Raw genomic sequence first — 26,698 nt, forward strand, 5'->3', positions numbered from 1 at the left:
CGCAAGGCGTCAGAGCCAGATGCTCCAGAAGCGGGTCAGCGCGCCACCCGCGGCGGCCAGCTGGTGCGGCACACCGGACAGGTCGAAGAGCCAGTACACCATCCCGAAGAACCACCGGTTGAGCGTCGGCGCCAGGAACAGGAACAGCAGAAACACCAGCGCGAACTGCTTGGCCGGTGCCAGGGCGCGCTGCGTCTCCGGTCGTAGATGCGGCTCCAGCGCGGCATAGCCGTCCAGGCCCGGGATTGGTAGCAGGTTCAGCACCAGCGCGGTGAGCTGAAGGAATGCCAGGAACGCCACCCCCGCCCACAACACCGCGTGGGCCGGGTCGAAGAAGAATTGGGTTGCTGTCAACAGCAGCACGGCCAGCACAAGGTTGACCGTCGGCCCGGCCAAGCTGACCATGGTGCGGCGCAGGGTCGTCATGAACCAGGTCTGTACGTACACCGCGGCACCAGGCAGGCCGATCCCGCCCAGCGCGATGAACAGCATCGGCAGACCGAGCGAGAGCATGGGATGGCTGTAGCGCCGCGGATCCAGCGTCAGGTAGCCGCGCACCGCGACATCGTGGTCGCCGAAACGCCAGGCGGTGAACGCATGCCCAAACTCGTGCAAGCACAGCGACACCAGCCAGCCGGCGATCACGAAGACAAACACTCCGGCGTAGGCCAGCGGCCGCACGCTCGCTCCGGCCAGCCAGGCCAGCGCGCCCCCGACGGCCGTCAATCCGAGCAGGCCCAGAAAGAGCGGGCTGGGTCGCACCGACTCGTGCAGGCCCATGTCGCTCACCGGTCGAAAACTACCGGACCAGCAGCCAACCCTCGACATTGCGGTAGAACGTCGATCGTCGCACCGCGCGAGGGGCCGGCACCCCGTCACGCACCACCGCCGCGCCGGTGGTACCCAGCTGGGCCGCGCGGCCGCCAACCCAGCGGCGCCACGTTCGGCCGGCACCCACCCTGCTCCTTGCCGAGGCCCGCAGGCCCGGAAGGGTCAGCGTCGGCTCGATGCGCACCTCGGCGACGTCGCCGTCGAACAGTGGGGTGTCGTCGACAACCGCCTCGCCGTGGATCAAGTGCCGGTCACCGGTCGGCTGCCACCTGGCCCGGCCCACGATCACCGACCCGTTCTCGTCGCGGATCAGCGGCACCCGATGGGCGATCCCGCGTCGCGCGCGCCATGCCGCGCGCCGCCCGGCCGGCAACCGATAGACCCGGGTCGCGGCGGTGCGCTTGGGTGGGGCATAACCCACCTCGACGTCGAGCCGGTCGACGCGCAACAACCGGGTTAGCACCGCGGCCAGGTCAGCGTCGGCGCCCACCACGACCAATCGCTGGTACGGCCCGACTAGGACGTCTATGCCGGCCGGACCGTCGGCCCGGTGGGTGGGCAGCCCGGCAAGACCCGGGCCGGGTGGCCGGGCATCGCCGAACAGCAACACCGCCGCGCCGGGCGTTTCCATGCCGGTTTCTGGGCAGGTTTTCATGGCATTTTCGAGGCTCCTCGCAACCTGCTGAGTAGGGTAGGTCACCGGCTGGACCACAATAAGCTGGAACAACCCGCAAAACCAGGTGGGAGCAAGTCATGCCGGCAATCGTCCTCATCGGCGCCCAATGGGGCGACGAGGGCAAAGGTAAGGCCACCGATCTGCTGGGTGGCCACGTGCAGTGGGTGGTGCGCTACCAGGGCGGCAACAATGCCGGGCACACCGTAGTGTTGCCCACGGGTGAGAACTTCGCGTTGCATCTGATCCCGTCCGGTGTGCTGACCCCGGGCGTCACCAACGTCATCGGCAACGGCGTGGTGATCGATCCCGGTGTGCTGCTCGATGAACTGCAGGGCCTCCAAGACCGCGGCGTCGACACCTCCAAGCTGTTGATCTCCGCAGACGCGCATCTGCTGATGCCCTACCACGTCGCTATCGACAAGGTCACCGAGCGTTACATGGGCAGCAAGAAGATTGGTACCACCGGCCGTGGTATTGGGCCGTGCTACCAGGACAAGATCGCCCGGATTGGGATCCGGGTCGCCGACGTGCTGGATCCCGAACAGTTGGCCCACAAGATCGAGGCCGCGTGCGAGTTCAAGAACCAAGTGCTGGTCAAGATCTACAACCGCAAGGCCTTGGACCCGGCGCAGGTGGTTGACGCGCTGCTGGAGCAGGCCGAGGGCTTCAAGCATCGCATCGCCGACACTCGGCTGCTGCTCAATGCCGCGCTGGAGGCCGGCGAAACCGTTTTGTTGGAAGGCTCCCAGGGCACCTTGCTCGACGTCGACCACGGCACCTACCCGTATGTGACGTCGTCGAATCCGACGGCGGGCGGCGCGGCCGTGGGCTCGGGCATCGGCCCGACACGCATCGGCACGGTGCTGGGCATTCTCAAGGCCTACACCACCCGGGTGGGTTCCGGCCCGTTCCCCACCGAGCTGTTCGACGAGAACGGCGAATACCTGTCCAAGACTGGCGGCGAGTTCGGAGTGACCACCGGCCGGCGGCGGCGCTGCGGCTGGTTCGACGCCGTCATCGCGCGCTACGCCGCCCGGGTGAATGGCATCACCGACTACTTCCTGACCAAGCTCGATGTGTTGTCCAGCCTGGAAACGGTGCCGGTCTGCGTCGGGTATGAGATCGATGGCCTGCGCACCCGCGATATGCCGATGACCCAGCGCGATCTTTGCCGTGCCACGCCGGTTTACGAGGAGCTGCCGGGCTGGTGGGAAGACATCTCCGGGGCGCGGGAGTTCGACGACCTGCCCGCCAAAGCGCGTGACTATGTGCTGCGACTGGAAGAGCTTGCCGGAGCACCGGTTTCGTGCATCGGCGTCGGTCCGGGTCGGGACCAGACCATCGTGCGCCGGGACTTCCTGCAGGACCGCCGGTGACGGACGCGTCGGCGAATCCCGAAGAACTCGATCCCGAGTATCACCACCACGGCGGCTTTCCGGAATACGGCCCGGCCAGCCCCGGTGCGGGTTTCGGTAGGTTCGTGGCGACTATGCGCCGATTGCAGGACCTGGCCGTGTCCGCAGATCCCGGCGACGCAGTGTGGGACGAGGCGGCCGAGCGCGCCGCGGCGCTGGTTGAATTGCTGGGCCCGTTTGAGGCCGACGAAGGCAAGGCGCCGGCCGGGCGCACTCCCGGCCTGCCCGGTATGGGCAGCCTGCTACTACCACCTTGGACGGTGCACCGGTACGGCGCCGACGGTGTCGAAATGCGGGGGTCGTTCAGCCGGTTTCATGTCGGGGGTAACTCGGCGGTGCACGGTGGTGTATTGCCGCTGCTGTTTGATCACGTATTCGGGATGATCTCGCATGCCGCGGGACGGCCGATCAGCCGGACGGCCTTTCTCCACGTCGACTACCGCAAGGTCACCCCGATCGATGCGCCGTTGGTGGTACGCGGCCGGGTCACCGGTACCGAGGGCCGCAAAGCGTTCGTGGCGGCGCAGTTGCTGGAATTGGCCGACGGCGACGAAACGGTGTTGGCCGAAGGCAACGGCCTGATGGTACGGCTGCTGCCCGGCCAGCCCTAGCTAAGCCCGGTGCCGCTGCACGCTAGCCAGTGACCTTGCGGAAGTACTCCCCGATCTGGCGCAGGGAGCGGGTCTCCGGGTCCGAGGCGCTGTTGCAACGACGCCGGTTTGGCGGTTGGTAGTGCCGATCGCTTCCCTCGGGGTTGGAATGGTGGCCGTCTGGCCGACGCTGGCGGTCACCGCGACCCGCAACCTGGACTCGCACCTGGCCGGTGCGAGTTCGGGGGTGTACAACGCAGTTCGGGCGCTGGGCGCTGGGCGCTGTGCTCGGCAGCGCCGGGATGGCAGCGTTCATGACCTCGCGCATTTATGCCCAGACACCGCCGAGTGACCGCGGCGGACAGCGCTGGGCGGTCGAGGCAAGCAGCGACGCCGCGCTGCAACTGCCCGAGGTTGTGCGCGAACCGTTTTCGGCCGCGATGTCGCAGTCGATGCTGTTGCCCGCGTTCATGGCACTGTGCGGTGTCGGCGCCGCACTGTTCATGGTCCGATTTGCCGGTGCGAGGACCGAGCGGATTTCGATCTCGGTAGCCGAGGACCTATGCCAGACCGCTCGCCGTCGATGACCCCGGCAAACCCGGCCCCCAGGTCGGCATTGACTGCGTTGCCGCGGCTGACGTCGCACAGCACCAGGCCAATGGGTGGCTCAGCACGAGTCGAGTCATCTCGGCAACGAACACATCCTTGGCGATGGGCGGTTCATCGACGACATATCGGACCGTCGTCCCGAGGAGTCCGACGACGATCCAGGTCGCGGCGTCGAGATCCATGTCGACGGCCGGAGCTTGCTGGGCGATGGTGTACCCCTTGATCGTCGCGGTCATCAGCTCTTCGAGGGGCTTAAGCAGTTCCGAAGTGGTGCGTCCGGGCAACTGGCCGCACACCATCCGCAGAATTTCCGGCCGTTCGAGCATGGTGTCGACCTGGGCATCAATCGCGGCGGCCACCAGAACTCCCAGATCGGCTTGGAGCAGCTCGGAGAGCCTGCTCGCCGTTCGGTTCAGCAGGTCCTGGGCGTACTCCTCTACGACGGTATGCAGGATCGCGTCCTTATTTGGAAAGTACTGGTACAGCGAACCAGGGCTGATACCAGCGGCGGCAGCGATCCGATTTGTCGAGGTGCCGTCGTAGCCGCGTTCTTTGAGAATTGTCGTGGCGGCGTCGAGGATGCGTCGCACCGTATCCTTCGACCGATCTTGCACGGGCCTCTTGCGTGCCGTGCTGCTTCGGGTCATTCGTTTCCTTTCGAATTCGTCGCGTCCCGTGCGGTGGCGCGATCCGATTCGCCCAACGTGTCGAGCAGGCGAGGGCGGTTTCGGATAGGTAGCGGTTTTCCGCGAAACTGCAATTCGTCGTGGCGATCGACAAGGACCGAAAGGACAGTGCGGCAGCGGCCTAGATATTGGTCATTTTGTTAGGCCGGTCGATCGGGTTGTTGCTCCAAATCTTTTTAGTGCGGCACCCGGAACTCGGCGACCATCCCGGCCGAGCCCTTGGGAACCTGTGGCAAATACTTTGCGTAGGACATCCTTTGCATCATTACAGACCGGTGACGCCTCGTGTTTGGAAATCCGAGAATCTGTCCGCAAAGGTTCTACCGGGCCGTCGATCCTGGGAAAGATCCCCGCCGTGGGCCCGAGCTATTGGTTGGTGTTCGGGGACGGCGGTACCACGATGATGGTCGCCCCGGGGATGGCCGCCAGGGTCGCCGCAAGGTTGGCAACCACGCCGGGCGGCAAGCCCGGCGGTAGGCCGGGTATGCCTACCCCGGCGGCCGCCGCTGGGACGGCGGGCGTGTTCTCAGCGGCGGGCCTGGTTGCCGCCGCGCCTGTCCCACCCCCTGCCGCCGGGGCGGCCGCGGCGGGGGTCGGCGAGGAGCCGCCGCGGGCGGCAAGACCGGCCAGAGCGGTTCCGGCCAAACCCGCCGCCGCCAGGCCGGCGTAGGAGCCGTCCGAACCGCCCGTCATGTACATCGGAGTCGCGCCGGGGAACATCGCGGCGACTTGGCGCACCGCCGGGGGAAGATTCCAGCTGTGCGGCACGGAGAGCCCGCCGATATTGGCGGAGTAGCCCGAAAGCGCAGCGATCGGTGGCTGGGGCGGGGTAATCAGCCGTCCGCCACCCGGATTTGAAGGCCCGGCCCGGCCCGGGGCCGGACGGCTTCCCTGGCCCTCAGGGGGATTCTCGTCCGATTCCGTCATGGAGTTCGGAGCCTTCTCGGCCTCGTCGATCAGGTCATGGCGATAGACCTCGCCCAGTTGCACCCCCGATAACCCCAAGGCGCCAGCCGAGACCGCCACGGCTGCTGCCACCAGAAGGTCAAGATCCTCGAACGGGTTTGGTATCTGGTTCAGGGGCGGCGGTAGGAACGATTGCAGCGTCGGTAGCACGCTCGTTTCTGCCGGTGCGGCGGCCAACGCCGCGGACGCCACGGCTTCGCCCGGCAACCCGGCCCCGGTGGTGGTCGCCGGTGGCGGGGTGAACGGCGTCAACTCCGATGCGGCCGCCGAGGTGCCCGCGTAACCCTCCATCGCCACGATGTCCTGGGCCCACATTTCGCCGTATTGCGCTTCACTGGTTGCGATCGCCGGTGTGTTTTGGCCAAAGATGTTGGTCTGGATCAGAGACATCATGGTGCTCCGGTTGGCGGCGATCACCGCAGGAGGCACGGTCGCCGCGTACGCCGACTCGTAGGCGTACGCCGCGGCGACGGCCTGTGCCGCGGCCTGCTCGGCCGAAGCGGCGGTTGCCCTCATCCACGCCACGTAGGGGACGGCGGCGGCCGCCATCGACAGCGCCGAAGGGCCCAACCATTCATCGCCGGTGAGCCCGGAAACCACCAAGGAGTAGGAAGCGGCCGTCGAGTTCAGTTCGTTGGCCAGCCGCTCCCAGGCCGCAGCCGCTTGCATCAGCGGCGCGGAGCCGGGACCGGAATAGATTCTGGCGGAATTGACCTCTGGTGGTAGCGCACCGAAGTCCATGGCTAGCCACCCCCCACGCGGACCGTGACCGCCTGCGTAGTCACGAAAGACATGGACTCTCCTGGGACCGAAGTTGTCCGGTCCGGGACGGGTTCTCCGCTGCCGCGGAGCCAGGCGACTGGGCGCATATCGATTCAAGTGGCGACAACCGTGCCAGGGCCGGATCGGATAGCTAACCGGTCATCGACTTCGGATGGCTCGGGTGATCACGTCGGTCACTTGCCCCCACCTCCTCATAGCAAAAGTACACAGGCAGATGTGAGCAGAGTTGCGAAAATAGACAAATAGTGAGCCGAGGAGCGGGTTTCTTGTGGGGTGGCCCGGGCGATAGCGTCTGTGTCGATGGTTCGTCGCTCGGGTACCCACCAATCGACCGGGCGAGACCGAGCGAGGGGATGAGCTGGTTGACCGAAGGACAGCACGAGCCCACCGCCCGGCATGCCCGCCCAACGGCTCCCGAAGACGACAAGACGACCGCGTTCAACGTGGCGCCTGTCATGAAGCCCATCCCGCCGCGGCCCGAACCCGAAGTCGAATCCGAAGTCGTTCCGCGGGTGATGCTGCTGGGTGGGGGCGAGTCCAGCCGGGAGCTGGCGATCGCGTTGCAGGGCCTTGGTGCGGAGGTGATCGCCGTCGACGGGTATGCGGGCGCGCCCGCGCACCGGGTAGCCGACCAGTCGGTGGTGGTCGCGATGACCGACGCCGAAGAGCTGACGGCGGTGATCCGGCGGCTGCGACCGGATTTCGCGGTGACGGTCGACGATGCGGTTTCCCCGGCCGCTCTCGCGGGTGTCGGCAGCCAAGCCGACAGCGAGTTCACCGAGCTGGTGCCGAACGCGCGCAGTGTCCGGCTCGTGGCCGACCGGGAGGGTCTGCGCCGACTGGCCGCCGACCAGCTCGGCCTGCCCACCGCGCCGTTCTGGTTCGTTGGATCCCTCGGCGAACTCGAGGCAGTGGCCGCCCATGCCGGGTTCCCGTTGCTGGTGAAACCGGTGGCCGGCGGCCAAGGCGGCCAGGGCAGCTCGGTGGTCGCCGGGCCCGGCGAGGTCGAGGCGGCCTGGCAGCGCGCGGTGGCGCCGCAGGCAGAGCCTGAGGCGGGGGGAGCGGGCCCACGGGTGTGGGCGGAGTCGGTGGTTGAGGTCGAGTTTTTGGTCACCATGATCGTTGTGTGCCGGGACGGGCCGACCGGGCCGGTCATGGAGTTTTGTGCACCCATCGGTCATCGCGACGCCGACGCCGGCGGGTTGGAATCCTGGCAACCGCAGCAGATGAGCACGGCGGCGCGCGACGCGGCCAGGTCGATCGCCGCACGCATCGTCAAGGCACTCGGCGGGCGCGGCGTTTACTGCGTCGAATTGATGATCAACGGCGATGAGGTGTATTTCGCCGACGTCACTGTGTGCCCAGCTGAGAGTGCCTGGGTTACGGTGCGCAGTCAGCGGCTTTCGGTGTTCGAGCTGCAGGCCCGGGCGACCCTGGGTTTGGCGGTGGACACCATGATGATCTCGCCGGGTGCCGCGCGCATGATGAATCCGAGTCGCACGGCGGGCCGGGCGTCGATCGGCGTACCGGATGCGGAAGCGCTGACCCATGCACTCGGTGTCCCGGAAAGCGATGTCCGGGTGTTCGGGCGCGGGCTTGGGGTGGCGCTGGCCACCGCGCCCGAGCTGGCGACGGCACGCGACCGCGCCCGTGAAGTCGCGTCCCGGCTAAATGTGCGAGACTCACGCGGGTGAGCTACGCAGGAGATATCACGCCAATTCAGGCCTTCAGGATGCTCAGCGAGAACCCGCAGGCGATCCTGGTCGACGTGCGCAGCGACGCGGAATGGCGCTTTGTCGGCGTGCCCGATTTGTCGAGCCTTGATCGTGAAGTGGTCTACGTCGAGTGGGCGACGTCCGACGGAGCGCGCAACGACAATTTCCTTACCGAACTGCGCGACCGGATCCCGGCGGCACCCGCTGGCCAGCAAGAGCGGCCGGTCATTTTCCTGTGTCGCTCGGGTAACCGCTCCATCGGCGCCGCCGAGGTCGCGACCGCGGCGGGTATCGTGCCGGCCTACAACATGCTGGACGGCTTCGAAGGGCACCTAGACGCCACGGGTCACCGAGGTGTAGCCGGCTGGCGGGCGATGGGTTTGCCCTGGAAGCAGGGATGAGACGGCGATGACCGATGCCGACGAGGGGTCGGTCCGCATCCCGCAGGCACTGCCCGACGGCGTCAGCCAGGCGACCGTCGGCGTGCGCGGCGGGCTGCTGCGGTCGGGGTTCGAAGAGACCGCCGAGGCGATGTACCTGACGTCTGGCTATGTCTACGGCTCGGCCGCCACCGCGGAGCGGTCGTTCGCCGGAGAGTCGGACCACTATGTCTACTCCCGATATGGCAACCCGACCGTGTCCATGTTCGAGGAGCGGCTGCGGTTGATCGAAGGAGCCCCGGCGGCGTTCGCCGCGGCAAGTGGCATGGCCGCGGTGTTCACCTCGCTGGGCGCGCTGCTGGGTGCCGGGGACCGGCTGGTCGCCGCGCGCAGCCTGTTTGGGTCGTGTTTTGTGGTGTGCAGCGAAATCCTGCCGCGGTGGGGGGTTCAGACCGTCTTCGTCGACGGCGACGACATTTCGCAATGGGAGCGGGCGCTGTCGGTGCCCACCGCGGCGGTATTCTTCGAGACGCCGTCGAATCCCATGCAGTCGCTGGTGGATATCGCCGCGGTGACCGAGCTGGCGCATGCTGCGGGCGCAAAGGTGGTGCTGGATAACGTATTTGCGACACCGCTGCTGCAGCAGGGCTTTCCGCTCGGGGTCGACGTGGTGGTGTACTCGGGCACCAAGCACATCGACGGACAGGGCCGGGTGCTGGGTGGAGCCATCCTCGGGGACAAGGAGTACATCGACGGTCCGGTGCAGAAGCTGATGCGGCACACCGGTCCGGCGATGAGTGCGTTCAATGCCTGGGTATTGCTGAAGGGACTTGAGACACTGGCTATTCGGGTGGAGCACAGCAACTCCTCAGCACAACGAATTGCTGAGTTTCTTGCCGACCACCCGGCGGTGCGGTGGGTGCGTTACCCGTATTTGGTGTCGCATCCGCAGTACGACCTGGCCAAGCGTCAGATGTCGGGTGGCGGCACGGTGGTCACCTTCGCCCTCGAGTCCCCGGAGAGCACAGCCAAGCAGCGGGCGTTCGAGGTACTGGACAAGTTCCGGTTGATCGACATTTCCAACAACCTCGGCGACGCCAAATCCCTTGTCACCCATCCCGCCACGACGACGCACCGCGCGATGGGTCCGGAGGGCCGTGCTGCAATCGGGCTGGGCGACGGCGTGGTCCGCATCTCCGTCGGCTTGGAAGGCACTGCCGACCTGATCGCCGATATCGACCAGGCGCTGAGCTAGCGAGCTAACCGGCCGCCGTTCGCTCGGCTTGCTCGGCCCGTTCGGCGGCCGCCAGCGCTCCTTGCGTCTGCTGCTCCATCAGATTCATCACCAACCGGGCGTAGATCATCTGGCTGGTGATGGCCATCTGGCCGCGCGTGCGACCCATGAAGGAGATCCCCCAGGCGAACAGAGCGGCGACGCGGTTCCGGTGGCCGACCAGGTAGACCAGATGCAGCACCAGCCACGCCAGCCAGGCGAAGTACCCGGCGAACTCCAGCTTGCCGACCTGCGCGACCGCGCTGTGCCGGGAGATCGTCGCCATGCTGCCCTTGTCGAAGTAGTGGAACGGCTTGCGATTGGCCGGGTCGTCATGGCCCTTGACCATGTGCTTGATCACCGTGGTGGCGTAGCGGGCCCCCTGGATCGCGCCCTGCGCCACCCCTGGTACGCCGGGCACGAACATCAAATCGCCAATGGCGAAGACGTTCGGGTGTCCTTTGACGGTGAGGTCGGGCTCGACGATGACTCGTCCGGCGCGGTCGGTTTCGGTTCCGTCGGACTGTTCGGCGAGCATCCTGCCCAGCGGGCTTGCCTGGACGCCGGCCGCCCACACCTTGCATGCGCATTCGATGCGGCGTTGTGCGCCGTCCTTCTCCTTGATCGTGATGCCCTTGTAGTCGACGGCAGTCACCATGGCGTTGAGCTGGACCTCGACATCCATCTTTTCCAGCCGCCGTTGCGCCTTGAGACCCAACTTGGGACCCATCGGCGGCAACACCGCCGGTGCGGCGTCGAGCAGGATCACCCGGCACTCGCTGGGCGTGATGGTTCGGAATGCCCCGGCCAAGGTGCGCTCGGCAAGTTCGACGATCTGTCCGGCCACCTCGACGCCGGTGGGTCCGGCCCCGACCACGACGAACGTCAGTCGGCGTTCCCGTTCGGCCGGGTCGGTGCTGACCTCGGCGGCCTCGAACGCGCCGAGGATGCGACCGCGCAGCTCCAATGCGTCGTCGATGGTTTTCATGCCGGGGGCGAAGGTGGCGAACTCGTCGTTGCCGAAGTAGGACTGTTGCGCCCCGGCGGCCACGATGAGACTGTCGTACGGTGTCACGGTCGTCATGTCCATCAACTTCGACGTGACTGTCTGCGCGGTCAGATCGATCGCGTTGACCTCACCCAGCAGAACCCGGACATTCTTCTGCCTGCGCAGCACCAGCCTGGTCGTCGGTGCGATGTCACCTTCGGACAAGATCCCGGTGGCCACTTGATAGAGCAGCGGCTGGAACAGGTGCGTGGTCGTCTTCGAGATCAGGGTGATGTCGACGTCGGCCCGCTTGAGCGCCTTGGCCGCATTCAGGCCGCCGAACCCGCTTCCGATGATGACGACGTGGTGGCGCTTGGCGACGGCCGACGGTTCGGTTGATGGCGTCGTCATGGTCCTCCTTGGAGTCTGGTCATTGCAGCGCATCTACACCGTACGACTCCGGCTAATGGCGTGTCTTTCTCCGTTTGGCCATTGGATAGGCCGGCGGCAAAACCGCCGCGGTGACTGAAGCGGCCAAGAACTTCGTCGAACTCCGGTTCAAACAGGTCAATCAGCCGGCCTTTGCCCCAATAGCCTTGTGGTCAGCGCGTATCGCGTTCAGGGGCTAGACTGCGGCCGGTGAGACCTGGCGAGGTATACCGGCCCAAGCGAGTTGACAATTTCGCGAGCTTTCAATTGGAACGAGCGGTCCGTGACATTGACGTGCGGGACCAGCACCTCGGGGATCTGCGAGCACTGGCTATGCAGGAGGATAAGCGGATCCTTGAACTAAACGAGCAGCTGAGCAGGTCACGGGCCGACTTGGAGTCAACGTCGGCGCGTTTCAAGCGGTTGGCCGACCAAATCCCCGCCGACGTAACGGGTCTGAGTGATCGACTCTCGAATATCTTAGTAGCGGCCGCGCAGGAGGCCGAAGACATTCACGCCGAGGCGCTTCGGTTCGCCGAAACCGTTCGGGCCGAGGCCGAGGGGGATGCTGCCCGAATCATCACCGAGGCAAAGCTAGAGTACCAATCGGCAATAGAGCTGCGAGTTGCTCTAGAAGCGGCGACTAGGCAGACCGAAGCCGATATTGCCCACCTGCGAAAGAAGGCCGCCCTGAATGCCGCCGAGATTTTGGCCGAAGCCAAGAAGGAGGCCGAAGACACGTTGGCCAGGGTGCAAAGGGATGTCGACGCGCAGATTTCACGGGCGCAGGCCAGGTTGGATGAGCTTAGTCAGGTGCGGGCGAACATTGTCGCTCAAGTGAATGGTTTCTATGAAAGGTTCAACAGGTTAGACGTGCAGCAGGATCAACCGATCGGGCCCGGCATGCTGCCAATACACGTGCGCTACGCCATCGGCTCCGGGCCGCAACCAACAAACTCCGGACAAATTCTTCGACAAGCTGGGTGCCCAGAGGACCAGGATTCTGGCTGACGTCGCCATGGCGACGCGCAATGGAGTCATTCCTGGGTCGGTGAGCGCGTCCCGGCAACAGTGATCTGCCCGGACCGTGGCTATCCCCACGGAAACATCAATAGGTTCGCGAAACAAACATCAGTAGATTCAGGAGAAAAAGCAGGTGGCAACGGAAGTCCCCAACTTCGAGACGCAGCTGCGCGGTTACGACCGTGCCCAGGTAACCGAATACATCCGATGTATTCACAGCGAAGTCGAATCCCGGCGGGAACACATCCGCATCCTCGAGACAGATCGCGAACGCGCCGCCGCCGAGGTCAGTCAGCTGCGCGGCGAGATCGAACGCCTCTCGGGCCCGATCGATTCGGTCGAGGGAATGTCGGACCGCATCGCTCGGATGATGCACGTCGCCTCCGACGAGGCCCGTCGCATCAAGTCGATCGCTCGCGAAGAGGCTGACGCGCTGACCCATGAGCTGCGCGATGAGATTGAGGCGGCCCGTCAGAATCGGGCCGCCGCTAACGCGGCACTGGACGAGTTCCAACGTGACAGCGCCGCCCGCCGCGAGCAGATCCTGGCCGAGGCCAAGGCCGAGGCCAGCGAATTGCTAACCGAGGCCCGCCGGGATCGGGCCGCCGCTAGCGCGGCGCTGGAAGAGTTCCAACGTGGCACCGCCGCTCGCCGCGACCAGATCCTGGCCGACGCGAAGGCCGAGGCCGAGGAGCTACTGCGGACCGCCACCAACGAGCGCGACCGCCTGGCCGAGGAATTTGAGCGTCGCCGCAGCGAGGAGCAGAGTCGTCTGGACCAGCAGATCAAGTCGAACTGGGAACAGGCCGAGGCGCACATCGCGAATCTCAAGAAGGACAGCCGTCTCAAGGCGGCCGAGTTGATCACTACTGCCGAGCGCAATGCGCAATTGATCAGCGAGCGCACCGAAGCTCAGGTCAAAGAGCTAATCAGGGTGCGCGGGGAGGTCCTCGCCGCACTGAGCGAAATCCAGAGTCGGATTGAGACTGCCGTCCGCCGCGATCGGATCAGCATCATCAAGACTCCGGCGGAGAGCGAAGAGGCGCAAGCTTAAACGCATGCTCGGCACCGGCGCCGCCCAGGACCGCCCACCCGATCCCGACGAGCCACCGTCCTTCTAGCGCGGCCACCCGCTCGCGGTGTTTCGGTAGTTCGCGTTGGGCGCACTGCAGAAGTCCGAGGCCGTGCCGGCCAGCAGCACGAAATAGCCCTCCTCGCCGCGGCGGGTATCGGCGAACGGGGGATAGGTCCAGCCGCTGTTGCACATCGAATTTGGCCCGCCCGCGGTGGCCCGACGCCAACCGGACTTGACGCAGGCGTTGAGCGCGTCGACGTCGGCGATGACGCTCTTGGCGATGACCAGCATTGCGCCACCCCATTGTCCGTCGGTCCGGCGGTAGGCGCGCGCTCCGAATCCGGTCCCGGGTCCAGCGGTGTTCTGTTGGCATCCCAACGCCCGCTGCAACGGCAGAAAGACGGAGGCGAGGTCGCGGTTCGCGACGGCGGCTGCAGCCGTGATGAATCGAGCCGCGTCCGAGCCGTTGACCTCTTGGATGTCGGGATTGCCGAAGCTAAAGAGCTGCTGTGAGATCCGCTGCTGTCCTGCGGCATCGCCGCCGCCGATGATTGGTCCGCTGTCGGTGGATGTCATCGGGGGCAGCGTGACGGTGGGATCGGCGGCTGCGTTGGGCGTCGCAGCCAACGCGCTCAGCGACAGACCGCACGCTGCGATGGCGATAGCGTGTGTTGTGGCTCCCATTGGTTATCTCCCGGGCCGCATGGGTGGGGCGTCGTTCGGGGCCACTTCGGCACCGATCTTGCGAAATAGTATGTCCGCCTCGTTGCGGTAGTCGCCCTGGTCGTCAAAGGCCTCGGGGGCATAGGTGACCGCGACCGCGATCGCGACCTTCTGGGACGGTAGATACGCCTCCACGGCCGCATACCCGGCGAACATGGGATTCTGCAGCAGCCAGTGGCCGGAGGTGATGATCCCGAGGCCATAGGTGTAGCCGTCGCTCTGCTCGAAGCAGGTCGGGCAACCCGGTTGGGCGTGCGTCTTGCCGCGCAGATCGGTCGACACCATCGCCTTATACGACTCCGCCGAGAGCAGCTTGCCCGAGCCGATACCGACCGCGGTCGCCTCCATGTCATAGATGTTGGTGGTCTGAATGGCGCCGTGCGTGATGGTCCAGGACGGGTTCCAGAACGTCGATTCTTCGTAGAACGGTATCGCAGCAGGGATTTTTAGGGCCGCGCGGCGCTCGGAGCTGAATGCGTGCAGCACGGGTTGGGGAATATCGGGCGTGTCGGAGTTGGCGGTGGCCGTCAGGCCCAGCGGTCCCAGGACCTTGTTCCTCAGCAGCGTCGGGATGTCGTGACCGGTGGCCTTCTCGAGCGCCAGTCCCAACAGGATGTAATTGGTGTGCGCGTAATTCCAGTTTGTGCCGGGTTCGTAAAGTAATGGGCGCGAGGATATTTGACCCAGTAGATCTTGAGTTGTCCACTGTCGGAAGGGGTTAGCATAGTACTCGTTGTCGAACGCATCATTGCCGATTACATAGTCGGGATATCCCGAAGTCATCTGGGCCAATTGAGCCAACGTGACGCGATCGGCGTGCGGGAAGTCGGGTAACCACTTGGACAACTTGTCGTCGAGGCTGACCTTCTTCTCGTCAACCAGCTTGAGTAGCAACGTCGACACGTAGGAGATCGCGACCGCGCCGTTGCGAAAGTGCATGTTGGTGGTGGCCGGCACGCCGGTCATCGAGTCGCCGACGGCCTGCGTGACCACCTCCTTGCCGGCCATAGTGACCCGGACGAGCGCGGACTTCAGGTGAGCCTGCGCCATGAAGTCGCGGACGACCCGCATCACCGCTTCGGCCTTGGCCGTGGAGTTGGCCGGCGACGAGGTCGGTGCCGCACTGTAGGGCGCGCCGCAGCCAGCCACGATTCCGAGAGCGAAGACCACGCCTCCGATTCGTCGCAAGTTGGGCATGATTGAGTTTGGCAGGCCCGGACCGTCGAGGTCGGCCCGGTGCCGTCGGCGGGGCAGTCGCAGGGCGATCGGGCGTGCCGCGCTAGCGGATCGAGGCAGCTGGGCTCGGCGCCGGCCCTTCAGAGCAGTCCGAGCCGTTGCAAGTTGGTGGCGTACTTGATGATGACCGGTGCAGAGATCTGCGGGATGTCACTGTCCGGGCCGATTTTCGCTTCTCGCACCGCCGCGTGGAATCGCTCGGCCGACGCGACCGACCCGCAGATCGGCTCTGTGGGCTTTCGGTGTTGGTCTAGCAACCGCAGCAGCGAGTATTGTCGCTGCTGCTCCGGCAGGCCCACCAGGCGGGCCTCGAACTGCTGCAGCCAGTCCCCATAGTCGGGAATGCGCTGGATCGGGTAGCCGGCGTCGATCAGCCAGTCGACGTACTCGTCGAGTCCGATGCCGTCGTCGTGCGGGTTCATCACGTGATACGTCCGCAACCCGTCGGCGACTTGCGCACCTAGGGTGGTGATCGCTTCGGCGACAAACTCCACCGGAAGACCGTCGTAGTGGGCACGTTTCCGCGAGCCGTTCTCGTCGAGCTGGTAGAACGAGCCTGGTGCGATGCCGGTGGCCACCAGGCTCAGAATCAGCCGGGTAAACACATCCGGCAGGTTGAGCTGTCCGGAATATGTGGTGTCGGCCAAGATCATGTCGCAGCGGAAAACCGTGACTGGTAGGTCAAACTGGTCGGTGGCCTCCCGTAGCAGGACCTCGCCGGCCCACTTGCTGTTCGCATAGCCATTTCCGTAGCTGTCATCGACCCTACGGGTGGGGCTGATGAGCCGAATGTCGGCGTCCTCGGTGAACACTGACGGATAAACCTGGTCGCCGACGCTGCCGGATGACACGTATGCGTAGGGCTTGAGCCTGGTGGTCAGCGCAAGGCGAATCAGTTCGGCTGTGCCCACTACATTGGGGCCAAACAGTTGGCTGTAGGGCAGCACATGGTGGACCAGGGCTGCGGGGTCGACGATCAGATCGACTGACTCCGCCAGCCGCTGCCAGGTTTGCTGATTCATGCCGAGGGTGGGTTCGCCCTTGTCGCCGGCGATCACCTCGAGATGGTCCGTGGCCAATTCCTGGTAGTGGTGCAACAGCTCTAGATCCCCGCCGTCGAATGTGTTGTCAAGCCGTCGCCGCGCATCCTGATCGGACTTGCCGCGGACAAGGCAGATCAACGTGCCCTCGACCGCGTCCATCCGCCGTAGCCATTCCAAAGCCAGATACCGGCCGAGGAAGCCGGTCGCCCCCGTTAGCAGGACCGTGCGCGCCTTGCCCCAAGACCGGGGCAGATCGCGTGCGGCGACAAGGGTCGGGGCGTCGATGAACTTGTCCAGTGTGAGGTCACTTGCGTGCAGCTTGGTGTGGTTGCCGTGCACGGACGCAAAACCGGGCCTTCCAGCGCCGGGCTTGCGCCGTCCCTCGATATAGCCGGCCAGTGTCTGCAGATCGCTGCTCGGGCTCGCGATCACGCTCAACGGCACATCTACCCCAAATGTCTCGTGCAGCAGGGTGGATAGTGACAGGACCGACGGCAATTCTCCACCTGAGTCGGCGGCGCTGGCATTGGGCTGTGTCGTGAGTCGAGCCGCACCAGCCACGGTTGGCTCGGCAAGAATGTCGCGCTGGGTAAGGGTGACCCCGGCAGCACGAGCGCGCTCCTGCACCTGAATCGACAACATGCTGTCGCCTCCCAGGTCGAAGAACGACTCGTCGACACCGACGCGGCCTACACCCAACACTTGGGCGTAGATGCCGGCCAAGATTTCCTCGGTCGGGGTGGTCGGAGCCCGATACTGACCGGTGTCGGCGTACTGCGGAGCCGGTAGCGCGTCGGTGTCGAGTTTGCCGTTGACCGTCATCGGCATCGCATGCAGCTGCACCACCGCCACTGGAACCATATGCGGCGGCAGCCGGTCCGCTAACTGGGCGCGTAATCCGGCGACGTCGGCGGACCCGGTCACGTAGGCCACCAGGCGTGTGTCACCGGTGGTACCCGCGCGGGCGGTGACCACCGCCCGATCCACGCCGGGAATCCCGGCCAACAGCGCCTCGATCTCGGCGGGTTCGATGCGGTACCCGCGGATCTTGACCTGCTGATCGGCACGGCCCACATAGTCCAGCTGTCCATCAGGGCCCCAACACACCACATCCCCGGTGCGATACATCCGCGCCCCGAACCCGCCGAATGGGCAGGCCACAAACCGTGCCGCGGTGAGCCCGGCTCGACGCACATACCCATACCCCACCCCAGCCCCGGCCGCATACAACTCCCCGGCCACACCGGCCGGCACCGGCTGCAATTTCGCGTCCAACACAAACAACGCCGCCCCCGCCACCGGCGAGCCGATCGGGGGGATCCCCGACTGGGGTGCCAACGGGGCGCTCATGGAAACACACATCATGGTTTCGGTGGGGCCGTAGGCGTTGATCATTACCCGCCCGGGTGCCCACCGATCCACAAGGTCAGCCGGGCACGCCTCACCGCCAACCACCAACGTCACCGACTCCAAGCCATCCGGTGGCAAAACCGCGGCCGCTGTGGGGGTTTGACTTAACACGTTGACGTGTTCGGCCACCAATAGCTGGTGCAGGTCTGCCGGGCAGCGGGTGACCGTTTCGGGCACCACCACCAGCCGTCCGCCGTGCAGCAGTGCTGCCCAGATCTCCCACACCGAGAAATCGAAGCTATGGGAGTGGCACTGACTCCACACCTTTCCCCGGGTACCTGCCAGATCGTCTCCTAGGGACGCCAGGAGCTGGGTGACGTTTTGGTGGGTGATCGCCACACCCTTGGGGGTGCCGGTGGTGCCTGAGGTGTAGATGATGTAAGCGATATCCTCGGCGGTCGGTGGGGTGGGGTGTGTTGGGGTGGTGATGGCGGGGCCGTTGATATCGATGACTGTTAGGTCGTAGTGGTCCAGCTGTGGGCGTAGGTCGGTGGTGGTGAGTGCCACGGCCGGGTCGGCGTCGGCGATCATGAACCCGATGCGGGTGTCGGGGTGTGCCGGGTCGATGGGTAGGTAGGCGGCTCCTGTCTTGAGTACCGCCAGGATCGCGACGACTGCGTGGGCTGATCGTGCAAAGAGCAGCGCTACCACCTGGCCGGGGCCTACCCCCTGAGCTGCCAACAAGTGAGCGAGCCGGTCGGCCGCTTGCTCGAGTTGGTGGTAGGTCAAGGTGGTGTCGGTGTAGGTCAGCGCGGGGGCGTGGGGGGTGCGGGCTACTTGTGCGCTAAACAGTTGCGGGATGGTCGCCCTAGGTACCGCGCCGGCCAGCACGGCGGCGTTACCCCACTGCCGCAAGTACGAATGTGCAGCCCCATCAAGCGAACTCGCCGACGACAACCGCCGTGCAGCGTCACTTCGCACCGGCTGCTCCGCGGCGCTGCGAACGCCATGCGTTTGAGCTGTCTGAACGTCGACGCAAACGCCGTTCGCCGACATCTGCCTGGTACCGCCCGTGGGTGCCTTACCCGGGCACAGAACGTGCTGTTCTTCGGCGTTGGCCAAAACATGGAAACTGTCGTTGTCGTCGTCAAGTGAATTGACGCTCATTAATTGGACTCCTACCGGATAAGAATCCCGCCTACAAAAACTCTGGTCGGTCCTGAATTATGTCCACGCTGAATCTCAACCATTCGCAGCAGGGGCGTGGTTCGATTGATGAATGGCGCGTGTGCATGAAAAATCGACACACAAGGTGAGGCGGGTAACGCGTGCGCCGACTGTTCTAGGCCCATCGCGCGTTGGCCTGCGAGATCAACTGAAATCAGTATCAATCACCACCTGGCTCCAAAGCCAGGTGGACCGACTATCGGGGGCCTGCCGCAAGGTCCTTGGCCGCATATCGGTCACGTGCCGCTCGACATAGTCCAAACATGCAGCGCGCTCGGCTACGCCGTAAACCGCTCGCCAACCCTGCGGGACCTCGGCGAAGGCCGGCCACAGACTGTATTGTTCTTCGGCGTTGACCAAAACATAGAAGCCGCCATTGTCGTCGTCCGAATTGACGCTCACTAAATTGGACTCCTGGTTTTCGATTGATGAACGGCCTATTGCGCATAAAAAATCACCTCATGGCGTAAGGCGACGAACCGGTACGACGACTGTCGTAGGCGAATCACCGGCTAGGCGTGCCATCGGAACGGTATCGGATTGCAATAGATGCTGAAGGCAACTATGGGTGTCGAACGTTGCATTTGGATGATAATGATGTTATCAACACATTACTGAGCCCGAGGCTGTAGATAAGATTTACGTCTACTCTGTATATCGAGGAATTCAAGCGCCGGCGTAAACTTGATGTACAGAGCGCGAGTTATCCGCAATGGTCGCCGGGAACGTGCACTATCTTTACACCAACATTGTTGGACAGGGTTGCGGTAGGTGGCCCTCGTTCAGCGGAATGCGGCCAGGCCGGTAAAGGCCTGGCCTAGGACCAGCTGATGCATTTCGGGTGTGCCCTCATAGGTCAGTACCGATTCCAGGTTGACCATGTGCCGGATGACCGGGTATTCGAGTGATATCCCGTTGCCGCCCAGGATTGTTCGAGCGGTACGGCAGATTTTGATCGCTTCCCGGGTGTTGTTGAGCTTGCCGAAGCTGACCTGCTCCGGCCGCAGGCCCACACCATCTTTGCGGCGCCCCAGGTGTAGCGACAGCAATAGGCCCTTGTGCAGCTCGACCGCCATGTCGACGAGTTTTGCCTGCGTCAGTTGAAAACCCGCGATCGGACGGCCGAATTGGGTGCGCTGCGTTGCGTAATCGAGCGCGGACTGCCAGGCCGACCGCGCCGCACCCATCGCGCCCCAGACGATGCCGTAGCGTGCTTCCGACAGGCACGCCAGCGGCGCTTTGAGGCCGGTCGCGCTGGGCAGCATCGCTTCGGCGGGTAGCCGAACATCGTCGAGGACCAGCTCGCTGGTAATCGACGCGCGCAGCGACAGCTTGTGGTGGATGGTGTTGGCGGAAAAGCCGGGCGCATCGGTGGGGACGATGAATCCGCGGATCCCGTGGTCGGTGGCCGCCCACACGATGGCGACGTCGGCGACCGAGCCGTTGGTGATCCACATCTTGCGGCCGTTGATCACCCAATCCGAACCATCGCGCCGCGCCCGGGTTTTCATCGCCGCGGGGTCGGATCCGACGTCGGGTTCGGTCAATCCGAAGCAGCCGACCAACTCACCGCTCGCCATACCGGGAAGCCACTGCTGCTTGTGCTCTTCGGAACCGAAGTTCGCGATCGCGAACATCGCCAGCGAACCCTGCACCGACACCAGCGACCGGATGCCTGAGTCGGCGGCTTCGAGTTCCAGGCAAGCCAGGCCGTAGTGGACGGCGGACGCGCCGCCGCATCCGTAGCCGTGCAAATGCATTCCGAGCAGGCCGAGGTCGCCGAACTGCTTTGCCAGTTCGCGCGCAACCGGCAGGTCACCGGCCTCGAACCAGCCGGCGACGTATGGGGTGATGTGCTCGGTGCAGAACTGTCTGACGGTGTCACGCACCGCGATCTCGTCGTTGGACAGCGACGCGTCAAGCCCAAGCGGGTCGTACGGGTCGAACGCGGGCGGTGTGTCGGTGCTCATGACTCAATATCCTGCCCGGGCCCGGTACTCTCGCTGCATGCGACCGCGGCGCGGGCTGAAGTGGCTGGTCTGGCTAGCTGCGGACGTCGTGGCCGTACTGGTTTTCTGTGCAGTTGGCCGCCGCAGTCACGACGAAGCCCTCAATGTCACCGGCGTCGCGGCCACGGCATGGCCGTTTCTTACCGGCGCAGTCATCGGCTGGCTGGTGTCGCGGGGTTGGCGGCAGCCCACGGCCGTGGTCCCCACCGGCGTGGTTGTCTGGCTGTGCACGGTTGTGGTCGGCATGCTGCTACGCAAGGCCGGTTCGGCGGGCGTGGCGGCCAGTTTCGTCGTGGTTGCGGCGACGGTCACCGCGGTGCTGTTGCTGGGTTGGCGAGCGGTCGTCGGGCTGATGCTGCGGCGCCGCACGGACGCCTGACGAGGCACCTGACGAGGCAAGGTCATGGGGCGCACCGACGACGACACCTGGGACCCGGCGACCGGCGTTGGTGTGACCGCGACGTTCGGTGCGCTCGCCAGGGCGGTGGCCACCACGAAAGGGCTGATCAACGATCCTTTCGCCGAGCCGTTGGTGCGCGCCGCGGGCGTGGACTACTTCATCCGGGTGTTCGAGGGCGATCTGGATACGGCAGGCGGCGCCGACAACGCCGTCATGACCGGGCTGATGGACATTCTTGCGACACACAGCCGGTTTCTGGACGGTTTCCTCGCCGACGCTGGGCGGGCAGGCATTCGTCAGGTGGTGGTGCTGGGGTCGGGTCTGGACACTCGGCCATATCGCCTGTGGTGGCCGCCCGGCACAACGCTGTATGAGATCGACCAGCCGAGCGTGATCGAGTTCAAGACACGTGTGTTGCGAGAGCTGGGCGCGACGCCGACCGCCCACCGCCGCGCTTTGGGTATCGATCTTCGACAGGATTGGCTGACGGCGCTGCTGCGGGCGGGTTTCGACGCTGCCCAACCGACCGTTTGGATCGCCGAGGGGCTGCTCGTGGGGTATCTTCCTCCGGACGCACAGAATCGGCTACTGCAAGATGTCACAACCGCGAGCGCCCCCGGTAGCCGGTTCGCCGCCGATCATATGCCCACCTGGACGCCAGCGCAGCTAGAAGCGGGGCGGGCGTTCATCGACCGCTGGCGCCAGGTCGGCCTGGACGTCGACCTGGCCGGACTGACCTACTCGGGCGAATACCGTTATCTCCCAGAACATCTGGCGTCCCACGGATGGGAGACAGTCGAGCGCAACGTTGTCGAGTTGTTCGCCGTCATGGGGATACCGGGGCGCCGGCGGCTGCGCCCCCGCGACTTGGCGATCACCCCTCGATATGTCACCGCAACGCTGGGAATGCGTCCGGTCGGTGGGCGTTAGACAGTGAGGTGAGGCCAATAGCTAGCCAGTCGGCCCCAGCGGGCCCCACCGATCAGTTGCACCTGGCCGTCGCTCTCGACGGGTATGGCTGGCACCCGCAGGCGTGGCGGGCCACGCCCGCGTCGGGCTCCGCCGCCCGGTCGGTGCTCAGCGGTGGCTACTGGGCCGACCTGGCGGTGAGCGCCGAGCGGGGTCTGCTCGACTTCCTGACCATCGATGACACCTTGATGCCGCAACCGGGGCGGCGCGAGCGGATCGATCCCCGGCGCCTGGCCGGCCGCGCTGACGCCGTGCTGGTCGCGGCCCGGATCGCCCCGGGGACCCGTCACATCGGGCTGATACCGGTGGCTACGGTCACCCACACCGAGCCGTTCAACGTTTCCAAATCCATTGCCACCCTTGACTATGTATCTCATGGCCGCGCGGGCTGGCAGGCACGGGTCAGCGTAACCACACATGAGGCGGCCCTGTTCGGCCGTCGGGACGGATCTCTGGCGCCCGACACCCTGTTCGGTGAGGCAGCGGAGTACGTCGAGGTGGTACGCAGGCTGTGGGACAGTTGGGAGGATGACGCGGTGATCCGTGACGTAGCCACCGGGCGCTACATCGACACGGAAAAGCTGCATTACGTCGACTTCACCGGAAGGCATTTCTCGGTCAGGGGTCCCTCGATCACGCCGCGCCCGCCGCAGGGCCAACCGGTGGTGGCGGCGTTGGCGCACGCCGTACCCGGTTATGAATTCGCGGCTGCCAGCGCCGACATCGTCTTCATCACGCCCACCGACCAGGCGGCGGTGTGTGCCATTCTCGACGAGGTGCGCGCGGCCGGCGGCGCCCGACTGAAAGTGTTTTCCGACGTGCTGGTGTCGTTCGGCGGCGACAGCGACTTCAGATCCGATGCGCTGGTATTCAGCGGCTGCGCAACGGAGTTAGTGGACATGCTGCTGGATTGGCAGCGCCTCGGCATCGACGGTGCCCGGCTACGACCGGCTGTGAACGCCACCGATCTTCCGGTGATTGTCGGCGAGGTGGTGCCGCTGTTGCAGCGTGCGGGGCGGTTCCGGACTCGCTATCGGGACGGCGAAACACTGCGCGAACGGCTCGGGCTGCCGGTGGCGCCCAACCGTTATGCGGCGGTTCAGCGGTGACCGTTCCGCTTTCGATTCTGGATCTGGCGCCGATCCCCGCCGGCAGTGACGCCGCGACGGCCTTGCACAACACCATTGACCTGGCCCAGCGCGGCCGTCGCCAGTTCGTCACCGGCCGTGCTCATCGGCCAAATCGCGGCCGCCACCAAGCGGATTCGAGTTGGGTCGGCCGCCGTTCAGCTGAGTCACACCACGGCCGCGGCGGTGGTCGAGAGTTTCGGAATGCTCGACGCCTTCTATCCCGGCCGCATCGATCTGGGCTTGGGCCGGTCCGGACAACGACGGGTCGTGCGGACGAAAGATCCCACCAGAGAGGCCAGAAAGCCGCAGCCGCCGCGCGACTGGCGCGAGGTCGACGGTGTGGTCATCCCGCCGCCCTTCGACCTGCGGGCTCTGCTCGACAGCGACAGGTTGCGAGCGACCATGTCGATCCTGCAGCAGCCCGAAGCGGTGGCCCCCGACTTCGCCGAGCAGGTAGGCGACATCATCGCCATGCTGGCCGGTACCTATCAGGTGGACGGCTTCGACGTGCACGCGGTGCCCGGCGCCGGCGCCGCCCTGACACCGTGGGTCTTCGGCAGCAGCAAAGGGCCCAGCGCTCGGCTGGCCGGAGCGCTGGGGCTGCCGTTCGTCGCCAGCTATCACCTGACGCCGGCCACCGCGTTGGAGGCCATCGACACGTACCGCGACGCGTTCGTCCCTTCGGCGGCCTTGTCGCGGCCCTATGTCGTGGTGTCGGCCGACATTGTGGTCGCCGACGACACCGCCACCGCCAGACACCTGGCGGCCAGTTACGGCCACTGGGTGTACTCGATCCGCGTCGGTGGCGGTGCCATGCCCTATCCCGGTCCCAAGGATTGCGGTCCGCTATCCGCTGAGCAGCTGGCTGTGGTAAACGACCGGATAGCAACACAATTCGTCGGCAACCCGGACGAGGTCGCCGAGCGGTTACACGCGCTGCAGCGGGCCACCGGTGCCCACGAACTCGTCGTCACCTCGGTGACCTACCGGCACTCCGACCGGCTGCGGTCACACGAGCTGATCGCCAAGCGCTGGGGGCTGACGCCGTGAACCGCAAGCCGATTCATCTGGCCGCGCACTTTCCGGGGGTCAACAACACCACCGTGTGGACCGACCCCAGCGCCGGCAGTCAGGTCGAGTTCGAATCGTTCGTGCACCTCGCTCGCACCGCCGAGCGGGGGTTATTCGACTTCTTTTTCCTGGCCGAAGGTCTGCGGCTACGGGAGCACCGCGGCCGGATACACGACCTCGACGTGGTCGGCCGGCCGGACACCTTCACCGTGCTGGCCGCACTCGCGGCGGTCACCGACCGGATCGGCCTGACCGGCACCATCAATACCACCTTCAACGAACCATTCGAAGTGGCAAGGCAATTCGCCACGCTCGATCATCTGTCCGGCGGCCGAGCCGGCTGGAACGTGGTCACCTCGTCGGACGCTTTCACCGGCGCCAATTTCCGGAGGGGCGGCTTTCTCGACCATGGCGACCGCTATCGGCGCGCCGAGGAGTTCCTCGCCGTGGCCCGCCAGTTCTGGAACAGCTGGGCCCCGGACGCGGTGATTGCCGATATCGATGCCGGGGTCTATGTCGATGCGGACCGAATCCGGGGCGTCGAACACCGCGGTCCCCAGTTCGACGTGCGCGGGTTCGCGACGCTGCCCGCGGGGCCGCAGGGCCATCCGGTGCTGCTGCAGGCCGGCGACTCCGCGGAAGGCCGGGCGTTCGGTGCCCGGCAGGCCGATGCCGTGTTCACCCGGCACTCGTCGCTGGCGGACGGACAGCGTTACTACGCCGACGTGAAGGGCCGCGCCCGGTCATACGGTCGAGATCCGGACCGGCTCAAGGTATTTCCGGCGGCGACGTTCGTCATCGGTGACACTGACGCCGAGGCGGAGGACAAGGCGCGCCACATCCGCTACCAGCAGGTCAGCGGCGCGACCGCGATCGCGATGCTGGAACAGGTGTGGGGGCGCGACCTATCGGGCTACGACCCGGACGGGCCGCTGCCCGACCTCGACGTCACCGGCGATGCCGGGATCACCCAGGGTCTCCTACGCCACGCCGATCCGGTCGCGATGGCGCGTCGTTACCGTGAACGAGCCCAGGCGGAGAATCTGTCGATCCGTGAGCTGGTCATCGCCCTCACCAGCCGCCAGCAATTCGTCGGCACCGCCGCGCACATCGCGGCGGAGATCGACCGGTATGTCCAGGCCGATGCGTGCGACGGGTTCATCTTGGTGCCGCACCTGACACCGCACGGCCTGGACGAATTCGTCGACCTGGTGGTGCCGCTGTTGCAGGAGCGCGGCGCGTTCCGTACCGCCTACACCGGTGCGACGCTGCGCGAGCACCTGGGGCTGGCAGGGTCAGGCCGACGCGCCGGCTAGCTTCAGGGCCGCCTCGGTCGCCTCGCGGATCGGGCCGCGCCACAGATCGCCATGGCCGGGTGCCAGGATCTCAGTTTCCAGCAGGGCCAGCGCGGACAGGCTGCGGATGCAGTTCTGCTGGCTGTGGCTGAACACCGCGGGCAGCAGTTGCGGGCCGCGGTGACGCAACAGGGGATGGCCGGTGATCAAGGCGTCGCCGCTGGCCAGCACCCCGTCGACGAGATACGAGCAGTGCCCGTTGGTGTGCCCCGGGGTGAAGATCGCCATCGGGCGACCGGGCAGCTCGGCGGCCGCTTCGGCGGTCAACGGCCGGGCGGTCGGGATACCGTCGCGGATCAGGCCGCCGCTGCGGACGACGTGCACACCCCACACCGCCCAGCGCGGCTGCCAGAGGCGCAGCGCGACGTTCAAAATCGACACCTGCTCCAGGTATTCCCGTTTGGCGTGGCCGACCTCGTCGGCGTGGCAGTAGACCGGCGTGCCGTGCTCGCTGGCGAACCAGATCGCCGAGCCCAGGTGGTCGATGTGCGCGTGGGTCAGCAGGATGGCGCGCACGTCGCCGGGCGTGTAACCCAGCTTGTTCAGCGAGGCCAGCACCTCCTCCCGGTCGCCGGGGTAGCCGGCATCGATCAGCATGACGCCGGTGTCATCGGTGACCAGCACCCAGTTGACCGCGTGGCCCCGGGCGAGGTGCACGATGTCGGTGACCTGAACAAGCTCAGTCGACGTCTTCAACTGTTGGGCCATGCCCGCGAGTGTAGGAGCGATCGCGAGCGTGGCGAAGC

The 26,698-nt window shown here is 65.7% G+C and carries 22 protein-coding genes and 2 pseudogenes; 13 read left to right on the forward strand and 11 right to left on the reverse strand.

Annotation, left to right across the window (positions count from 1 at the left end; genetic code table 11):
- Window positions 1-9: 9 nt before the first annotated feature.
- Together AADZ55_RS02620 and AADZ55_RS02625 are read right to left on the reverse strand one after the other, a co-directional pair.
- Window positions 10-780, reverse strand: a complete 771-nt coding sequence (locus tag AADZ55_RS02620) for a site-2 protease family protein (RefSeq protein ID WP_423202380.1) — start codon at window positions 778-780, stop codon at window positions 10-12.
- 19 nt (window positions 781-799) lie between these two features.
- A complete protein-coding gene (locus AADZ55_RS02625; protein WP_423202347.1) occupies window positions 800-1,486 on the reverse strand; it encodes a peptidase M50 in 687 nt (228 codons plus the stop codon).
- A gap of 98 nt (window positions 1,487-1,584) precedes the next feature.
- Here AADZ55_RS02625 and AADZ55_RS02630 point away from each other — a divergent pair, with 98 nt between their 5' ends.
- The 3 genes and pseudogenes from AADZ55_RS02630 to AADZ55_RS02640 all read left to right on the forward strand — a co-directional run.
- Complete coding sequence (locus tag AADZ55_RS02630; RefSeq protein ID WP_085323735.1) at window positions 1,585-2,883, forward strand: adenylosuccinate synthase; 1,299 nt, start codon at window positions 1,585-1,587, stop codon at window positions 2,881-2,883.
- Window positions 2,880-3,533, forward strand: a complete 654-nt coding sequence (locus tag AADZ55_RS02635) for a PaaI family thioesterase (RefSeq protein WP_085323734.1) — start codon at window positions 2,880-2,882, stop codon at window positions 3,531-3,533. The genes AADZ55_RS02630 and AADZ55_RS02635 overlap by 4 nt, the downstream gene beginning before the upstream one ends.
- A 97-nt stretch (window positions 3,534-3,630) precedes the next feature.
- Window positions 3,631-4,099: pseudogene (locus AADZ55_RS02640) on the forward strand (MFS transporter); the annotation flags it as partial.
- Here AADZ55_RS02640 and AADZ55_RS02645 read toward each other — a convergent pair.
- Entirely contained in the window at window positions 4,073-4,768 is a 696-nt protein-coding gene (locus tag AADZ55_RS02645; RefSeq protein ID WP_085323733.1) for a TetR/AcrR family transcriptional regulator, read from the reverse strand. The pseudogene AADZ55_RS02640 and the gene AADZ55_RS02645 overlap by 27 nt on opposite strands.
- A 405-nt stretch (window positions 4,769-5,173) precedes the next feature.
- A complete protein-coding gene (locus tag AADZ55_RS02650) occupies window positions 5,174-6,514 on the reverse strand; it encodes a PPE family protein (RefSeq protein WP_085323732.1) in 1,341 nt (446 codons plus the stop codon).
- Window positions 6,515-6,909: 395 nt separating this feature from the next.
- Between AADZ55_RS02650 and purT the strand changes: the two genes are divergently transcribed.
- The 3 genes from purT to AADZ55_RS02665 are packed head-to-tail and all read left to right on the forward strand — an operon-like array spanning window position 6,910 to window position 9,906.
- The gene (purT, locus tag AADZ55_RS02655) at window positions 6,910-8,250 is read left to right on the forward strand and encodes a formate-dependent phosphoribosylglycinamide formyltransferase (RefSeq protein WP_085323730.1); all 1,341 of its coding nucleotides are present in this window, start codon (window positions 6,910-6,912) and stop codon (window positions 8,248-8,250) included.
- On the forward strand, window positions 8,247-8,672 hold the full coding sequence (locus tag AADZ55_RS02660) for a rhodanese-like domain-containing protein (RefSeq protein ID WP_085323729.1): 426 nt from the start codon (window positions 8,247-8,249) through the stop codon (window positions 8,670-8,672). The genes purT and AADZ55_RS02660 overlap by 4 nt, the downstream gene beginning before the upstream one ends.
- Before the next feature lie 7 nt (window positions 8,673-8,679).
- Window positions 8,680-9,906 (forward strand): O-succinylhomoserine sulfhydrylase, encoded by a 1,227-nt coding sequence (locus AADZ55_RS02665; protein ID WP_085323728.1) that lies wholly within the window; start codon window positions 8,680-8,682, stop codon window positions 9,904-9,906.
- A gap of 4 nt (window positions 9,907-9,910) precedes the next feature.
- Here the strand turns inward: AADZ55_RS02665 and AADZ55_RS02670 are convergent, their stop codons facing one another.
- A complete protein-coding gene (locus tag AADZ55_RS02670; protein WP_085323727.1) occupies window positions 9,911-11,323 on the reverse strand; it encodes an NAD(P)/FAD-dependent oxidoreductase in 1,413 nt (470 codons plus the stop codon).
- Window positions 11,324-11,635: 312 nt separating this feature from the next.
- On the opposite strand from AADZ55_RS02670, the gene AADZ55_RS02675 reads away from it, so the two are divergent.
- Window positions 11,636-12,352 (forward strand): hypothetical protein, encoded by a 717-nt coding sequence (locus AADZ55_RS02675; RefSeq protein WP_085323726.1) that lies wholly within the window; start codon window positions 11,636-11,638, stop codon window positions 12,350-12,352.
- A 145-nt stretch (window positions 12,353-12,497) separates the two neighbouring features.
- Window positions 12,498-13,418 (forward strand): DivIVA domain-containing protein, encoded by a 921-nt coding sequence (locus AADZ55_RS02680; RefSeq protein ID WP_085323725.1) that lies wholly within the window; start codon window positions 12,498-12,500, stop codon window positions 13,416-13,418.
- A gap of 63 nt (window positions 13,419-13,481) precedes the next feature.
- On the opposite strand, the gene AADZ55_RS02685 is transcribed toward AADZ55_RS02680, so the two are convergent.
- The 5 genes from AADZ55_RS02685 to AADZ55_RS02705 form a co-directional block, all read right to left on the reverse strand.
- Window positions 13,482-14,123, reverse strand: coding sequence for a hypothetical protein (locus tag AADZ55_RS02685; protein ID WP_085323724.1), 642 nt, complete (start codon window positions 14,121-14,123; stop codon window positions 13,482-13,484).
- Between the two features lie 3 nt (window positions 14,124-14,126).
- Window positions 14,127-15,359, reverse strand: a complete 1,233-nt coding sequence (locus tag AADZ55_RS02690) for a serine hydrolase domain-containing protein (RefSeq protein WP_085323723.1) — start codon at window positions 15,357-15,359, stop codon at window positions 14,127-14,129.
- A gap of 119 nt (window positions 15,360-15,478) precedes the next feature.
- Window positions 15,479-18,958, reverse strand: coding sequence for an amino acid adenylation domain-containing protein (locus AADZ55_RS02695; RefSeq protein WP_085323722.1), 3,480 nt, complete (start codon window positions 18,956-18,958; stop codon window positions 15,479-15,481).
- 204 nt (window positions 18,959-19,162) lie between these two features.
- The gene (locus AADZ55_RS02700) at window positions 19,163-19,420 is read right to left on the reverse strand and encodes an MbtH family protein (protein WP_085323721.1); all 258 of its coding nucleotides are present in this window, start codon (window positions 19,418-19,420) and stop codon (window positions 19,163-19,165) included.
- A gap of 380 nt (window positions 19,421-19,800) precedes the next feature.
- Window positions 19,801-20,988 (reverse strand): acyl-CoA dehydrogenase, encoded by a 1,188-nt coding sequence (locus AADZ55_RS02705; RefSeq protein ID WP_085323720.1) that lies wholly within the window; start codon window positions 20,986-20,988, stop codon window positions 19,801-19,803.
- 37 nt (window positions 20,989-21,025) lie between these two features.
- Here AADZ55_RS02705 and AADZ55_RS02710 point away from each other — a divergent pair, with 37 nt between their 5' ends.
- The 5 genes and pseudogenes from AADZ55_RS02710 to AADZ55_RS02730 all read left to right on the forward strand — a co-directional run bounded on the left by AADZ55_RS02710 (window position 21,026) and on the right by AADZ55_RS02730 (window position 25,913).
- Window positions 21,026-21,406, forward strand: a complete 381-nt coding sequence (locus tag AADZ55_RS02710) for a DUF3054 domain-containing protein (RefSeq protein ID WP_085323719.1) — start codon at window positions 21,026-21,028, stop codon at window positions 21,404-21,406.
- A gap of 24 nt (window positions 21,407-21,430) precedes the next feature.
- Window positions 21,431-22,357, forward strand: a complete 927-nt coding sequence (locus AADZ55_RS02715) for an SAM-dependent methyltransferase (protein WP_085323718.1) — start codon at window positions 21,431-21,433, stop codon at window positions 22,355-22,357.
- Window positions 22,358-22,374: 17 nt separating this feature from the next.
- A complete protein-coding gene (locus AADZ55_RS02720) occupies window positions 22,375-23,505 on the forward strand; it encodes an LLM class flavin-dependent oxidoreductase (protein WP_085323782.1) in 1,131 nt (376 codons plus the stop codon).
- Window positions 23,502-24,576: pseudogene (locus AADZ55_RS02725) on the forward strand (LLM class flavin-dependent oxidoreductase). Before AADZ55_RS02720 ends, AADZ55_RS02725 begins: the two are co-directional and overlap by 4 nt.
- Entirely contained in the window at window positions 24,558-25,913 is a 1,356-nt protein-coding gene (locus tag AADZ55_RS02730; RefSeq protein ID WP_423202381.1) for an NtaA/DmoA family FMN-dependent monooxygenase, read from the forward strand. The pseudogene AADZ55_RS02725 and the gene AADZ55_RS02730 overlap by 19 nt, the downstream one beginning before the upstream one ends.
- On the opposite strand, the gene AADZ55_RS02735 is transcribed toward AADZ55_RS02730, so the two are convergent.
- Window positions 25,893-26,660 (reverse strand): MBL fold metallo-hydrolase, encoded by a 768-nt coding sequence (locus tag AADZ55_RS02735; RefSeq protein ID WP_207569020.1) that lies wholly within the window; start codon window positions 26,658-26,660, stop codon window positions 25,893-25,895. The two genes, AADZ55_RS02730 and AADZ55_RS02735, sit on opposite strands and share 21 nt — an antisense overlap.
- Window positions 26,661-26,698: the final 38 nt, after the last annotated feature.

Source organism: Mycobacterium decipiens, from assembly GCF_963853665.1.
GTDB classification, from domain to species: domain Bacteria; phylum Actinomycetota; class Actinomycetes; order Mycobacteriales; family Mycobacteriaceae; genus Mycobacterium; species Mycobacterium decipiens.

Coding starts and splice junctions, on each gene's coding strand:
- AADZ55_RS02690 (WP_085323723.1), bottom strand. CDS start 15,359: ATGCCCAACTTGCGACGAATCGGAGGCGTGGTCTTCGCTCTCGGAATC.
- AADZ55_RS02645 (WP_085323733.1), bottom strand. CDS start 4,768: ATGACCCGAAGCAGCACGGCACGCAAGAGGCCCGTGCAAGATCGGTCG.
- purT (WP_085323730.1), top strand. CDS start 6,910: ATGAGCTGGTTGACCGAAGGACAGCACGAGCCCACCGCCCGGCATGCC.
- AADZ55_RS02685 (WP_085323724.1), bottom strand. CDS start 14,123: ATGGGAGCCACAACACACGCTATCGCCATCGCAGCGTGCGGTCTGTCG.
- AADZ55_RS02650 (WP_085323732.1), bottom strand. CDS start 6,514: ATGGACTTCGGTGCGCTACCACCAGAGGTCAATTCCGCCAGAATCTAT.
- AADZ55_RS02705 (WP_085323720.1), bottom strand. CDS start 20,988: ATGAGCACCGACACACCGCCCGCGTTCGACCCGTACGACCCGCTTGGG.
- AADZ55_RS02625 (WP_423202347.1), bottom strand. CDS start 1,486: ATGAAAACCTGCCCAGAAACCGGCATGGAAACGCCCGGCGCGGCGGTG.
- AADZ55_RS02735 (WP_207569020.1), bottom strand. CDS start 26,660: ATGGCCCAACAGTTGAAGACGTCGACTGAGCTTGTTCAGGTCACCGAC.
- AADZ55_RS02710 (WP_085323719.1), top strand. CDS start 21,026: ATGCGACCGCGGCGCGGGCTGAAGTGGCTGGTCTGGCTAGCTGCGGAC.
- AADZ55_RS02665 (WP_085323728.1), top strand. CDS start 8,680: ATGACCGATGCCGACGAGGGGTCGGTCCGCATCCCGCAGGCACTGCCC.
- AADZ55_RS02670 (WP_085323727.1), bottom strand. CDS start 11,323: ATGACGACGCCATCAACCGAACCGTCGGCCGTCGCCAAGCGCCACCAC.
- AADZ55_RS02620 (WP_423202380.1), bottom strand. CDS start 780: ATGGGCCTGCACGAGTCGGTGCGACCCAGCCCGCTCTTTCTGGGCCTG.
- AADZ55_RS02715 (WP_085323718.1), top strand. CDS start 21,431: ATGGGGCGCACCGACGACGACACCTGGGACCCGGCGACCGGCGTTGGT.
- AADZ55_RS02630 (WP_085323735.1), top strand. CDS start 1,585: ATGCCGGCAATCGTCCTCATCGGCGCCCAATGGGGCGACGAGGGCAAA.
- AADZ55_RS02695 (WP_085323722.1), bottom strand. CDS start 18,958: ATGAGCGTCAATTCACTTGACGACGACAACGACAGTTTCCATGTTTTG.